The 14,192-nt window shown below is 34.3% G+C and carries 15 protein-coding genes; 14 read left to right on the plus strand and 1 reads right to left on the minus strand.

The window, feature by feature from the left end:
* Positions 1-152 precede the first annotated feature (152 nt).
* Both FYJ58_RS05600 and FYJ58_RS05605 read left to right on the plus strand, forming a co-directional pair.
* Positions 153-695, plus strand: a complete 543-nt coding sequence (locus tag FYJ58_RS05600; RefSeq protein ID WP_154518510.1) for an N-acetylmuramoyl-L-alanine amidase family protein — start codon at positions 153-155, stop codon at positions 693-695.
* Between the two features lie 91 nt (positions 696-786).
* Positions 787-1,347 carry a tRNA (mnm(5)s(2)U34)-methyltransferase gene (locus tag FYJ58_RS05605; protein ID WP_154518513.1) on the plus strand — a complete coding sequence of 187 codons (561 nt, stop codon included), beginning with the start codon at positions 787-789 and terminating at the stop codon, positions 1,345-1,347.
* Positions 1,348-1,403: 56 nt separating this feature from the next.
* On the opposite strand, the gene FYJ58_RS05610 is transcribed toward FYJ58_RS05605, so the two are convergent.
* Positions 1,404-3,044: a CvpA family protein gene (locus FYJ58_RS05610; RefSeq protein ID WP_154518516.1), complete on the minus strand. Its 1,641-nt coding sequence runs from the start codon at positions 3,042-3,044 to the stop codon at positions 1,404-1,406.
* A 170-nt stretch (positions 3,045-3,214) separates the two neighbouring features.
* On the opposite strand from FYJ58_RS05610, the gene rimO reads away from it, so the two are divergent.
* The 12 genes from rimO to rnc all read left to right on the plus strand — a co-directional run bounded on the left by rimO (position 3,215) and on the right by rnc (position 14,184).
* Positions 3,215-4,543 carry a 30S ribosomal protein S12 methylthiotransferase RimO gene (gene rimO, locus FYJ58_RS05615; protein ID WP_154518519.1) on the plus strand — a complete coding sequence of 443 codons (1,329 nt, stop codon included), beginning with the start codon at positions 3,215-3,217 and terminating at the stop codon, positions 4,541-4,543.
* A 12-nt stretch (positions 4,544-4,555) separates the two neighbouring features.
* Positions 4,556-5,101, plus strand: coding sequence for a CDP-diacylglycerol--glycerol-3-phosphate 3-phosphatidyltransferase (gene pgsA / locus FYJ58_RS05620; protein ID WP_154518522.1), 546 nt, complete (start codon positions 4,556-4,558; stop codon positions 5,099-5,101).
* 109 nt (positions 5,102-5,210) lie between these two features.
* The gene (locus FYJ58_RS05625; RefSeq protein WP_154518525.1) at positions 5,211-6,452 is read left to right on the plus strand and encodes a competence/damage-inducible protein A; all 1,242 of its coding nucleotides are present in this window, start codon (positions 5,211-5,213) and stop codon (positions 6,450-6,452) included.
* 108 nt (positions 6,453-6,560) lie between these two features.
* Complete coding sequence (locus tag FYJ58_RS05630) at positions 6,561-7,157, plus strand: hypothetical protein (protein WP_154518528.1); 597 nt, start codon at positions 6,561-6,563, stop codon at positions 7,155-7,157.
* 126 nt (positions 7,158-7,283) lie between these two features.
* Positions 7,284-8,513, plus strand: a complete 1,230-nt coding sequence (locus FYJ58_RS05635) for a BaiN/RdsA family NAD(P)/FAD-dependent oxidoreductase (RefSeq protein ID WP_154518531.1) — start codon at positions 7,284-7,286, stop codon at positions 8,511-8,513.
* Positions 8,514-8,553: 40 nt separating this feature from the next.
* The gene (cmk, locus tag FYJ58_RS05640; protein WP_154518534.1) at positions 8,554-9,222 is read left to right on the plus strand and encodes a (d)CMP kinase; all 669 of its coding nucleotides are present in this window, start codon (positions 8,554-8,556) and stop codon (positions 9,220-9,222) included.
* 47 nt (positions 9,223-9,269) lie between these two features.
* Positions 9,270-10,112: a 4-hydroxy-3-methylbut-2-enyl diphosphate reductase gene (gene ispH / locus FYJ58_RS05645; protein ID WP_154518536.1), complete on the plus strand. Its 843-nt coding sequence runs from the start codon at positions 9,270-9,272 to the stop codon at positions 10,110-10,112.
* On the plus strand, positions 10,100-11,182 hold the full coding sequence (gene rpsA, locus FYJ58_RS05650) for a 30S ribosomal protein S1 (RefSeq protein ID WP_154518539.1): 1,083 nt from the start codon (positions 10,100-10,102) through the stop codon (positions 11,180-11,182). The genes ispH and rpsA overlap by 13 nt, the downstream gene beginning before the upstream one ends.
* Positions 11,183-11,212: 30 nt before the next feature.
* Complete coding sequence (locus tag FYJ58_RS05655) at positions 11,213-11,992, plus strand: CheR family methyltransferase (RefSeq protein ID WP_154518542.1); 780 nt, start codon at positions 11,213-11,215, stop codon at positions 11,990-11,992.
* Between the two features lie 133 nt (positions 11,993-12,125).
* Positions 12,126-13,136, plus strand: coding sequence for a phosphate acyltransferase PlsX (gene plsX, locus FYJ58_RS05660; RefSeq protein WP_154518545.1), 1,011 nt, complete (start codon positions 12,126-12,128; stop codon positions 13,134-13,136).
* A 15-nt stretch (positions 13,137-13,151) separates the two neighbouring features.
* Positions 13,152-13,382, plus strand: a complete 231-nt coding sequence (gene acpP / locus FYJ58_RS05665) for an acyl carrier protein (protein ID WP_154518548.1) — start codon at positions 13,152-13,154, stop codon at positions 13,380-13,382.
* A 100-nt stretch (positions 13,383-13,482) separates the two neighbouring features.
* Entirely contained in the window at positions 13,483-14,184 is a 702-nt protein-coding gene (gene rnc, locus FYJ58_RS05670; protein WP_154518551.1) for a ribonuclease III, read from the plus strand.
* Positions 14,185-14,192 lie beyond the last annotated feature (8 nt).

The raw sequence follows: 14,192 nt of genomic DNA on the forward strand, positions 1-14,192 counted from the left end.
TCATCCTTTCTGTAATATAGCATTTCTCACAGCTACTATTATAACAGATATGCAATAAATTCCTAGCAATTTTTTTAAAATGTTACAACAAACACAGGAATTCAATTTTTTGCATATGTTAACAGTAAAGAAAAAATTGAGGAGAGATTATTTTGGCATATAAAGTGACAGTGGATGCAGGTCATGGAGGGTTTGACAATGGGGCTTCATACAATGGCAGAAAAGAAAAAGATGACACATTGAGATTAGCTTTATTAGTAGGACAGATTTTAGCTGAGAATGGGATTGATGTAAACTATACAAGAACAACCGACCGTTATCAAAGTCCTTCAAGAAAAGCAGAGATTGGAAATGAGAATAATTCTGATTTGTTTGTTTCAATACACAGGAATGCTGCATATGAACCGAACGCATATCATGGGGTACAGACTTTAATATATGACAGAGGTGGGATAAAAGAAGAACTTGCGAATAATATTAATAAAGAATTAGAAAATGTGGGCTATCAAAATCTCGGAGTAGAAGAGCGTAGAAATTTGGCTGTTTTGCGTCAAACCAATATGCCAGCAGTTTTAGTTGAGGCTGGTTTTATTGATTCTGATATAGATAACAAATTATTTGATGAGAAATTTTATGAAACGGCAAATGCAATTGCAAGAGGAATTATAAGAACTGTGATGAATCAACAGACATAGGGAGAAAATTAGATAGAATTTACAATTGCTTTCGGCTGTGTTATAGTTTTAAATGTTTGTGGAAGGTTATACGATAAAAGGAGAAAAGGCTATGTCATATTTAATAACAGATTATGTTCATCAATTTGTGACTTCTCATATTCAAAACGGGAGTATTTGTGTTGATGCAACGGCAGGAAATGGAAATGATACGGTATTTTTATGCGAACATGCCGGAATGGACGGAAAAGTATTTGCTTTTGATATACAGGAAGCTGCGATTGAAAATACAAAAAAGAGAGTGAAAGAAAGCGGATATCAAAATGCAGAGATTATTTTCGATAGTCATGTCAATATGAAAAAATATCTGGAAGAAAAAAGTGTAGATTGTATTTTGTTTAATTTTGGCTATTTGCCAGGTGGAAACCATGCAATCGCGACAAAAGCTTCTACAAGTATAGAAGCAATAAAAGAAGGATTGGACTGTCTAAAAAAAGATGGTATTATGGGGCTATGTATTTATAGTGGAAAAGACAGTGGATTTGAGGAAAAAGAAGCAATTTTAAATTATTTAAAACAGATAGACAGTAAGAAATATCTTGTATTGGTTACAGAATATTATAATCGTGTAAATCATCCACCAATTCCGGCGTTTATTATACGGTTAAAATAGGAAATAAAAAAGAAGGGAAAAGCAGTTTTGCTTTTCCCTTAAAAAATAATTAGTTCTTATTTTAAATCAATTACAGAATTCGTATCTGTTCCTTCTGAATAAGTAAATGAAATGAAATCTCCCTCATGAAATCTTACAATTTCTACATGATTTGATATGTCAATATCATAGATTGGTTTTTGACCTTTTAAAATGACATAATAATGGGTTGTACCATCAATTACACATGGAGCGATTGTTTCAATTGTTCCAGAAGCTTTTTTTTCGTTACCTGATTCGCCCTGAACGGTAACATGGTTGGAGCGAAGCTGATTCTTGTAGTCTTTTTCACATTCCGTAATGGTATCTCCAATTGCGACAATAGTATATTGTTCGATATTTACCATAGCATATTTCTTTACAAGTCCGGCACTGTCTTTTAATGCAATGAAATAGGTCGGTTCGTTTGATATGTTAAGCAAAAGCGGGAAGGTTGCAGTATAAGAAAGATTTTGAACCTTACCTTCTGCAGAAGCCATGGCCGAATATTCTTTTGCACCTGCTACAGAATAGTATCTGGTTTCAGCTGTTCTTTGGTTCATTAAAACAAATCCAACTAAAGATTCGTCACTAACAACGCTTGTGACACCTGTATATACCCAGACATCATCTTCTAAGGCAATATAATTGTAACCTTCTGTTGTCTGAAGACAATCCTTCTGGCTTAAAACAGAGTTTAAAAATCCATGTTTTAGTGTACCATAATAATTGTAATAGGATGTTAAAAGCTCTGCAGAATATACCCGGTCAACCCACGAAGGTACCTCGTCTATTTTGTAATTTGCAATTTCTCCGTTTACTGCATTGACAATGACAACATTTTTGATTGTCTGACCACCAAACAGACCGATTGTATAGTCTTTTACAGGACAAATCCAGTAAGGGGTTCCGTTTTCATCGATTTCAAAATTGATTGTATCAAAAATATAAGTTGGAAAATGAAAACGAAGATAGCGGTAAATATAACGACTAAAATGCTCCGACTCAGAATATTTTATTCCTTCTGATAATTTTACACATTCGGCATTTTGGGTTGTCATATCAATTTTAATATAGGCTGGTAAACCTTTTGAACGATTGGTAAACCATTTGAGTAAGTTTGCATATTTAAGCGGGGTTACTCGAGCTGGTTTATCATTCAGATTAATCTGTGCATAATTATCTGCAACTTCAAATTGGGATACATATTCCATCATGCTTCCCATTTTCCGTGAGCCTAAAAGAGCGGCAGAATCTTTATCTAATAAAGGAATTTCATTATACGAGATTTGCTCGATGTCTTCTGAAAAGTTGCGTTCTTTTAGTTGAATTAATTCACGATATTTTTTTGCATTTATAATTGGCGAAGAAAGCAGGCTTCCAACAATGAAAACAACGATAAAAATAAGTGTAATAATTGCACTGGCTCGAAATAATTTGTTGGAATGAATTTGTGCAGGAATTTCTTCCTTTCTTGCGGAGCCGATTATTTTTTCTGTTCGATTTCGATTACCAAATAAGAATGTCAAAAACGTTGTGACAACTAAAATTGCAAAAATGAAGAACCAGAAGTCAACCGAATGAATATTGACTGCCGGCAGATAAATATAGTAGCTGACAGCACCAATAATCAATAAACAAATAAGTGGAATAAGAATCCATTTTGCCTTTTTTTTCATAAAATTACCTCCTCTTTGAATCTTTGCTAATCATAACATAAAAAGTTTGGAAATCAAAGAGAAATTTGTGTAAATATTTCATAAATTTTGTGAACTATTTATTTGGGTGTTTCTTTTTCTCCAAAAAACTGATAAAATAAAATTGAAATTGTAGAAAGGTCGGTAACAAAATGAAAATATTATTTATATCCTTAGGCTGTGACAAAAACTTAGTGGACAGTGAAGTAATGCTGGGATTGTTAAGAGAGCATAATTTTGAATTAACGAATGACGAAACAGAGGCAGATATTATAGTTGTGAATACTTGCTGTTTTATTAATGATGCAAAGGAAGAAAGCATTGATACAATTTTAGAAATGGCAGAGTTAAAGAAGACAGGTAAGTTAAAAGCATTAATCGCAACAGGATGCCTGGCACAGCGTTATCGGGAAGAAATAAAGAAAGAAATACCGGAAGTAGATGCAATTGTTGGTACAACCGGTTATGAAAAAATAGCAGAAGTAATAGAAGAAGTGCTAAAGGGAGTTAAGGCAGAAAGTTTTGAAGAGATTGATTATCTCCCAAAAAAAGGACATGCAGAGAGGGTTAATACAACCGGAGGCTATTATTCTTATCTAAAAATAGCAGAAGGCTGTGACAAGTTCTGTACGTATTGTATTATTCCGCATATTCGTGGAAAATACAGAAGTGTCCCAATGGAGGAACTGCTAGAAGAGGCATCAATGCTTGCTTTAAGCGGGGTGAAAGAGTTAATTTTAGTTGCGCAGGAGACGACACTTTACGGAACTGACTTATATGGTGAAAAGAAACTTCCTGAGCTTTTGAAAAATTTGTGTAAGATTTCAGGACTTCAATGGATTCGAATTTTATATTGTTATCCAGAGGAGATTACAGATGAGCTTGTTCAGGTAATGAAAAAGGAGGAAAAAGTCTGTAACTACTTAGATATGCCAATCCAGCATTGTTCGAATCATATGTTAAAGACAATGGGAAGAAAGACGAATAAACAAGAACTAGTAGAACGGATTACAATGCTTCGAAAAGAAATCCCTGATATTACGCTTCGAACTACATTAATTAGTGGATTCCCGGGTGAAACCGAAGAGGATCATGAGGAACTGAAAGAGTTTGTGGAAAATATGAAATTTGATCGACTGGGTGTATTCACTTATTCACCGGAAGAGGGAACTCCGGCTGCGAAAATGGAACAGCAGATTGATGAAGAGGTAAAGGTAAAAAGACAAGGTGAAATTATGGAACTTCAGCAAAAGATTGCTTTTGAAAAAGCAAAGGAGGTTCCAGGCACAAAATTAAAGGTAATGATTGAAGGTAAATTGCCGGAAGATAATGTGTATATTGGAAGGACTTATAAAGATGCCCCTAATGTTGACGGATATATTTTTGTAGAATCGCGTTTAGAACTTTTATCAGGTGATATGGTAGATGTCTATGTAACGGGAGCAAAAGACTATGATTTAATTGGAGAAGTGATAGAATAAGGAGGGTATAATATGAACTTGCCGAATCGACTTACACTTATAAGAGTCTGTATGATACCTATTTTTGTGTTTTTTATGCTGACAGATTATGTACCATACTCTAAATGGTTTGCGGTGATTATTTTTATTATTGCTTCTTTAACTGATTTACTAGACGGAAAAATTGCCAGACGTTACAATTTGGTTACTAATTTTGGAAAATTTATGGATCCTTTGGCAGATAAGCTGTTAGTCTGCTCTGCACTGATTTGTTTTGTCGATTTAAAATTGATATCGGCATGGATTATAATCGTAATTATCAGCAGAGAATTTATTATCAGTGGTTTTCGTCTGATTGCCTCTGATAACGGAGTTGTGATTGCAGCCGGCTATTGGGGAAAATTAAAAACAGTATCACAGATGATTATGTCTATTCTATTGATTATCCATATAGAACATCCGGTTTATCAGATAGTAGAACAAATATTTATTTATTTGTCCTTATTATTAACGGTTATTTCACTTGTAGATTATTTATATAAAAATAAACAGGTACTGAGTACAAAAAATCAGAAATAACAGTTAATTGTGAGAATACAGGGAAAGGAGATACGTGCATCTGCCCTTTCTTTATAATAATATGATTTGGGCAGTATCGTAAGTTACTACGATATGCATGAAAGTTGATATGATTGTAGAATTAATTAGTGTTGGAACGGAACTTTTGATGGGGAATATTATAAATACAAATGCGGCATATCTATCACAAAAATGTGCAGGACTTGGTCTTTCTCTTTATACACAGACTGTTGTCGGCGATAATGAAAAGCGTTTGCGTACAGCGTTAGAATGTGCCTTGGAACGTTCAGATATCGTTATTTTAACAGGCGGATTAGGTCCTACAAAAGATGATTTAACGAAAGAGGTTGTGGCTTCTACTTTGGAGAAACAATTGATTTGTGATGCCAGAACAAAAGAAAGAATCGTTTCGTATTTTGATGGAAGAGAAGACAGGCAGGTTATAACAGAAAATAATTGGAAGCAGGCAGATGTAATAGAAGGTGCCAGAATTTTAGATAATGACAATGGAACAGCGCCTGGATTTATTGTTGAAACAGAGGATGATAAACATGTTATATTAATGCCGGGACCTCCAAATGAAATGAATCCAATGTTTGATAAATATGTCGTTCCATATCTTTTGAACTTAACGAGCCAAGTGTTATATTCTGAGATGGTGAAGGTATGTGGAATTGGCGAGAGCAGGGCAGAAACGATGATATTGGATTTAATTGAAAAACAGAGTAATCCAACCATTGCACCTTATGCAAAAACTTCAGAAGTTCATTTTCGCATCACAGCAAGTGGCACAAGTTTAGAAGAAGCAAAAAAATTAGTGAAACCAGTTGTAAGAGAGCTAAGAGAACGATTTGGAGATTCTATTTATACAACAAATGAACAGGAAACATTAGAGGAAAAGGTTGTAAGTATGTTGCTTGAAAGAAATATGACAATTACAACTGCGGAGTCTTTGACTGGAGGATTACTTGCAGGAAAACTTGTTAATGTTCCGGGTGCATCTGCCGTATTTGATGAAGGACTGATTACCTATTCTAACCGTGCAAAACAAAAACAGCTTCATGTGTCGAAAGAAACACTCAAAACTTATGGTGCTGTTAGTGAACAGACTGCTTATGAAATGGCAAAAGGAGCATTGGAAGTTACACAGTCAGATGTTTCAATTGCTGTGACTGGTCTTGCCGGACCAGATGGGGGAACAGATGAAAAGCCAATTGGACTTGTATATATTGGCTGCTGTGTTGATGGAAATGTGACGGTAGAAAAGTATAATTTTAAAGGAAACAGACAAAAAATCAGGGATAATACAGTAATTATGGCATTAGATTTAGTAAGACGTTGTATTTTATAAAAAGAGGGTAAAAAATTTCTTTGCATTGTTAAAAAAAGAAAATTTTTACCATAGATTTGACATAAGTTTGTTCTATGGTAGGCGTAAAGAATGCAAAGGAGTGATAAAGTGAAAATAAAAAATAAGAAAATAGGCATTGTATTTTTTCTTTTGGTGTTTTGTTTTATGCTGACAGCATGTGATAATAAAGAAACAAATGTAGAAACGGAAAAAATAGAGCCAGCCAAAACAGAGGAATCTCAAAATTCGTCTGATCATAAAACAAAAGAAGATGAAAAAGAAGCCAATCCTACAGAAAAGCCAGAGGTTACAAAAACTCCGGAAGAGGAAGGAAAAAGCATTACTATTTATAGCATCAATGACGAGTCTTTGGAAAGTGAACAGACTAAAGTTCAGATAAAGGGAGAAATTACAGCAAAAGTAATTGTTGATGCTGTAGTAAAAGCGTTTGAAGAACATTCCCTAGAAATAGGAATTGATTCTGTAGAGCAGGAAGGAGCTAATGTTGTAGTAAGCTTTTTGTATAGCAAAGCACCATTATCCCAAGTTGGTTCAACTGTAGAAGAAACGATATTAAATAGTGTTGCCGACAGCTTAATTGATAATCTTCCGGATTGCAAAGGAGTTATTTTCAGGGCAGAAGGTGGGGCATATGAAAGTGGTCATTTTGCATTTGGAAAAGATGAATTATATGTGAAAGAATAACAGACTATCTCAAGGTGGTACAAGTAGAGCTACCTTGAGATAATTTAGTTTTATTACTGAGAATCATTTGAAACAAATTTTTAACAAGAGCGATAAAAAAAGGAATAGAAACAGAGAGGATATAAGATGAGTAAAGTAATTGTAGTAGGTGGTGGGGCAGCAGGAATGATGGCTGCAATTTTTGCTGCTCGAAATGGAAATGATGTATCAATTTATGAAAAAAATGAAAAACTAGGGAAAAAACTGTTTATAACAGGAAAGGGACGATGCAATATTACAAATGCAGCTGATATGGATATTCTATTTGACAGTGTTATGTCAAATAGAAAATTTTTGTATAGTGCATTTTATAGCTTTACGAACCAGGATGTAATTGAATTTTTTGAACAGTTAGGATGTAAGACGAAAGTGGAACGGGGAAATCGTGTATTTCCGGTGTCGGATAAATCATCCGATGTCATAGGGGCGATGAAGCGGGAATTGAATCGGCTTGGAGTTGCTATTCAATTAAATTGTCAAGTGGAACGGATTGTTGTAGAAAATGGAAAAGCAGAAGGAATTTATATAAAAGGAAAAAAAGAAAAAATTTGTTGTGATAAACTCATCATTGCAACAGGTGGTCTATCCTATCCAACAACGGGTTCTACCGGAGACGGATATCGCTTTGCAGAGGCAATCGGACATACAATTACAGAGCTTTCTCCTTCTTTAGTTCCATTTGAAATCAAAGAGCCCTATGTAAAGGAACTTCAGGGGTTATCTCTTAGAAATGTAAATTTAACAGTAAAAGCCGGTGTGAAAGAGATTTATCACGAATTTGGTGAGATGTTATTTACTCATTATGGAGTGAGTGGTCCTGTTGTATTAAGTGCAAGTCCGTATGTAGTTCCGTATATTGGGAAGAAAGAATTGACAATTGCTGTCGATTTGAAACCAGCATTAACAGAAGAACAGTTAGATGCAAGAATTTTAAGAGATTTTGAACAGGTGAAAAATAAACAATATAAAAATTCTTTAGATCAATTATTGCCAAGAAAGATGATTCCTGTTATCATTTCACTTAGTGAAATTGATCCTGAAAAAAAGGTAAATTTCATTACGAAAGAGGAAAGAAGGAAGTTAGTTTCGCAAATGAAACATTTTGAATTCCATGTGAAGGGAATTAGAGATTATAAAGAAGCCATTATCACAAAAGGTGGAATTAAAGTAAAAGAAATTGACCCTGGTACAATGGAATCCAAGAAAGCTTCTGGTGTTTATTTTGTCGGAGAAGTTTTAGATTTGGATGCATTGACAGGAGGATTTAATTTGCAAATTGCCTGGTCTACTGCATTTTTGGCAGGGAATGCGGTATAAGCATGGATTGGGTCAGATTTAAGAAAAAGGAGAAAAGAGAATGAGTTATAGTATTGCTATTGATGGACCTGCGGGAGCAGGAAAAAGTACGATTGCGAAAAAGATTGCAAAAAAATTGAATTTTATTTATGTTGATACGGGTGCGATGTATCGTGCAATGGCACTTTTTATGATTCAAAAGCAGGTAGATAGAGAAGCTGAAGAATTGATTGGAACAATCTGTAAAGAGGCAGATATCACAATTGTATATGAAAATGGAGAACAACAAGTAATTTTAAATGGCTCTAATGTTACAAAGCTTCTTCGGACAGAAGAGGCGGGAAAAATGGCTTCTTTTGTCGCAAAAAATAAGAATGTCCGGAAAAAATTAGTTGATTTACAGCAAAAAATGGCAAAAACAACGGATGTTATAATGGATGGAAGAGATATTGGAACCTGTGTTCTTCCAGAGGCAGATGTAAAAATCTATCTTACGGCAAGTTCAAAGGAACGAGCATTAAGACGTTATAAAGAACTGGTAGAAAAAGGTGTTACTTGTGATTTAGATGAAATTGAAAAGGATATTATCGCAAGAGATGAGCAAGATATGAATAGAGAAGTATCACCGTTAAAAAAAGCGGAAGATGCAATTCTTGTAGATTCCTCCAACATGACGATTGATGAGGTTGTTGAACGGATTATTGATATTTTTCGCAAGAAGATGAAATAAAGAAGAATAAAATGGAAAAGAAAAAGAACAGGAGAAGTCGATAGAGAATGGAAGTGACTTTGGCAAAAAGTGCAGGTTTTTGTTTCGGAGTAAAGCGTGCAGTGGATACTGTTTATAAAGAAATTAGGAAGAATAGACCAGTCTATACTTATGGTCCAATTATTCATAATGATGAAGTCGTAAAAGATTTAGAAAAAAAAGGTGTAAAAGTTATCAAGAGTTTAGAAGAAATAGACGATATACCAAAAGGGACAATTATTATCCGCTCTCACGGGGTATCAAAAAAAGAATATGATACAATTTTGGCAAAAGGATTTGAAATTGTAGATGCAACATGTCCTTTTGTTAAAAAAATTCATAATAGCGTCTTAAAAGAGAGCAAAGAAGGAAAAGAAATTGTCATAATTGGTAATGCCAATCATCCGGAAGTTCAAGGAATTAAAGGGTGGAGCGATAGTAACTGCACTGTAATCGAAACAGAGGAAGAAGCTTTAAAATATAGTATTTCAAATAACAAGAAAGTTTGTATTGTTGCACAAACGACATTTAATTACAAGAAATTTAAAGATTTAGTTGAAATTATTTCAAAAAAGGGTTATGATATACTTGCTTTAAATACAATTTGTAACGCTACAGAAGAGCGTCAGACAGAAGCAAGAGAACTTGCTAAGGTTTCGGATGCAATGATTGTGATAGGTGGTAAACAGAGTTCGAATACACAGAAGCTTGTAGAGATATGTAAAAGTGAATGTGACGATACTTATTATATACAGACACTCGTTGACCTAGATTTAGAAAAGTTGAAATCGTTTCGTAGCGTAGGTATTACCGCAGGGGCATCGACCCCAAATAATATTATCAAGGAGGTCCAAATAGCATGTCAGAAATGAGTTTTGAACAGTTATTGGAAGAATCATTAGTAACAATTCATAATGGAGAGGTAGTAAAGGGCACGGTAATCGGTGTTAAAGAAGACGAAATCATCCTAAATATAGGTTACAAAGCCGATGGTATCATTACTAGAAATGAATACACCAATGCACCTAATGTGGATTTAACAACTATGGTTCAAATTGGAGATGAAATGGAAGCTAAAGTACTTAAAGTAAATGATGGAGAAGGACAAGTTCTTCTTACTTATAAGAGATTAGCTGCTGAAAAAGGAAATAAGAGATTAGAAGAAGCATTTAATAATAAAGAAGTATTAAAAGCTTCTGTAGCTGCTGTATTAGATGGTGGTTTAAGTGTTGTAGTTGACGAAGCAAGAGTATTTATACCAGCCAGCTTAGTTTCCGACACATATGAAAAAGATTTATCAAAATATAAAGATCAGGAAATCGAATTTGTAATTAGTGAATTCAATCCAAAGAGAAGAAGAATTATCGGTGACCGTAAGCAATTATTAGTTGCTAAAAAACAAGAATTACAGAAAGAATTATTTGCAAAAATCAAAGTTGGCGATACTGTAGAAGGTACTGTTAAAAATGTTACAGACTTTGGTGCGTTTATTGATTTAGGCGGTGTAGATGGTTTATTACACATTTCTGAAATGTCTTGGGGTCGTGTTGATAATCCAAAGAAAATTTTCAAAGTTGGTGATGAATTAAAAGTTCTCATTAAAGATATCCAGGGAGAAAAAATTGCACTTAGCTTAAAATTTGCAGATCAGAACCCTTGGTTAACTGCTTCTGAAAAATATGCAGTTGATACTGTAGTAACGGGTAAAGTTGCTCGTATGACAGATTTTGGTGCATTTGTAGAATTAGAGCCAGGTGTAGATGCTTTATTACATGTTTCCCAGATTTCCAAAGAACATGTTGAAAAACCTGCAGATGTATTGAAGGTAGGTCAGGAAATTACTGCAAAAGTTGTTGATTTTAACAACGATGAAAAGAAAATCAGTATTAGTGTAAAGGCATTGGCTGTAGAAACAGAAGCTGAAGCAACAGAAGAAGAATAAGAATCAATGATTCAATAAAGGAGTGTTTCTATGGCAATTGATTATGAAGGTTTCAAAGGACAAGTATTTCAACTGACAAAAATTGATTTGAATGCTTACAAAGAACGCCAGATGAAGCGTAGAATTGATGCATTAATCAGTAAGCGTGGTGTAAAAAACTATGATGATTATGTAAAGCTTCTTCGCTCGGATAAGGTGGCATTTGAGGAATTTGTCAATTATCTTACAATCAATGTTTCTGAATTTTATCGAAATCCGGAACAATGGACATTATTGGAGCGTGAGATTTTTCCATACCTGTTCGATAAATTTGGAAAACGATTAAAAATCTGGAGTGCCGCTTGCTCAACCGGCGATGAGCCTTATTCATTGGTTATGCTATTATCGAAATTTATGCCGTTAAGCAATATTAAAGTTATTGCAACAGATATTGACAAGCAAGTATTAGATAAAGCGAGAATGGGTTTATATAATGACAAGAGTTTAAAAGCACTGCCACAGGAATTTGTAAAGGAATATTTTACAAAGATTGGAGATAAATCATATCAGATTTCAGATAAAATAAAATCATGTGTTGAATTTAAGCAGCATAATTTGTTGAAGGATTCTTATCCGACAAACTGTGATATGATTATTTGCCGTAATGTATTAATCTATTTTACAGAAGAGGCAAAAGATGATATATACAGAAAGTTTAATTCATCACTCAAAAAAGATGGAATTTTATTTGTTGGAAGTACAGAACAGATTATTCAACCACAGAACCTTGGTTATGAGTCAAAACGGTCCTTTTTCTATAAAAAAATATAAGCAGATCCCTTCGGGGGTCTGCTTTTTTGACTTCTTACAAAATTATAAAAATTTTCAGTTGATTTTTATAAAGCTATCTAGTATATTATGTAAGTAGATATAACTTATCATAGAAAAGAAGATGGGAGATAACATGCAGGGTTTAGTTAAAGTTGCAGTTGATGCAATGGGCGGCGATAATGCACCTGAAGAGATTGTTAAAGGTGCAGTAGAAGCTGTTTGCGAAAGTAAACAGATAAAAGTATTTCTTGTTGGGAAAGAAGCGGCTATCCGCTCAGAATTAGAAAAGTATTCTTTTGACAAGGAAAGAATTGAAGTTGTAAATGCAGATGATGTAATTACGAATGATGAAGCTCCTGTAATGGCAATCCGAAGAAAGAAAGAATCCTCTATTGTTGTGGCAATGAATCTTGTAAAGCAAAGAGAAGCCGATGCTTTTGTTTCAGCAGGAAGCACAGGTGCAATTTTAGTAGGAGGGCAATTGATTGTCGGAAGAATAAAAGGTATAGAAAGACCACCATTAGCACCATTAATTCCAACATTGAAAGGAGTATCCTTACTTGTTGACTGCGGTGCGAATGTAGATGCCCGTTCTTCTCATTTGGTACAATTTGCCAAAATGGGTTCGGTATATATGGAACATGTAATGGGAGTTAAAAATCCTAAAGTTGCGATTGTCAATATTGGAGCAGAAGAAGAAAAAGGAAATATGCTTGTAAAAGAAACCTATCCATTATTAAAAAATTGTAATGAGATTAACTTTATAGGAAGTATTGAAGCACGGGATATTCCAACCGGCATGGCAGATGTAATTGTTTGTGAGGCATTTGTTGGAAATGTAATTTTAAAATTGTATGAAGGATTGGGCGCTGCACTGATTTCTAAGATTAAAGGCGGCATGATGTCCTCGTTGAGGAGTAAAATAGGAGCTTTGCTTGTAAAACCTGCATTAAAGAAGACACTGAAATCATTTGATGCATCGGAATATGGAGGAGCACCAATGCTTGGATTGAATGGTCTTGTTGTAAAGACGCATGGAAGTTCAAAAAGTATTGAGGTAAAAAATTCGATTCTTCAATGTATTGCATTTAAAGAACAAGAAATAAACGAAAAAATAAAAGAAAATGTATTGAATCAAGATTAAAGAAAGGTGAGAAATATGGAATTCGAAAAATTACAGAAAATCATAAGTGAAGTATTAAATGTAGGAGAAGATGAAATTACAATGGATACTACATTTGTAGATGATTTAGGAGCAGATTCTTTGGATGTATTCCAGATTATTATGGGAATTGAAGAAGAATTTGATATTGAAATTGCAAATGATGCAGCAGAGAGTATTGTAACGGTCGGTGATGCAGTAGAGCAGATTAAGAACGCTACAAATTAAGAAAAGGAATGTTGTTTGAATAAGAAAATAAGGATTAATATCAGTCAATTAGCAAGCCTTCTAAAGCATGTTAATTGACTGTATTTTTAGGAGAATTGAGATGTCAACAAGAGGAACAGTTGCTGAATTTGAGCAGATTATAAATTATGAATTTAATAATAAATCTTTCATTCGTCAGGCACTTACCCATAGCTCTTATGCGAATGAAAAACGTATGAATAAGCTTTATAATAACGAACGCTTGGAATTTTTAGGAGATGCAGTGTTGGAACTTGTATCCAGTGAATTTTTGTATACAAATTATCCAAATATGCACGAAGGTGAGCTGACAAAGTTAAGGGCAAGTATTGTTTGTGAACCGACGTTAGCATTATGTGCGAAAGCACTTTCTTTAGGAAATTTTATTTTACTTGGAAAAGGAGAAGACGGAACAGGGGGAAGAGAAAGAGCCTCCATTCTGTCTGATGCATTAGAGTCCGTAATTGGTGCAATTTATTTAGATGGTGGTTTTACTAGTGCAAAAGAGTTTGTCCTAAAATATATCATGCGGGACATTGATAAGAAAAAGCTCTTTTATGATAGTAAGACTATCTTGCAGGAAACAGTCCAAAGTATGGGAACAGGAGAGTTATCTTATAAGTTATTGCAGGAAGAAGGTCCTGACCATAATAAAAAATTTACAGTTGCTGCTTATATTGGAGAAAAACAGTTTTCTGTCGGGGTAGGAAGGACAAAAAAAGCTGCGGAACAAGAGGCAGCTTATAAGACACTTCTTTTTCTTAGAGGACAGAGTTCTGATTGAGAAGTGTT

This window comes from Velocimicrobium porci, assembly GCF_009696045.1.
GTDB classification, from domain to species: domain Bacteria; phylum Bacillota; class Clostridia; order Lachnospirales; family Lachnospiraceae; genus Velocimicrobium; species Velocimicrobium porci.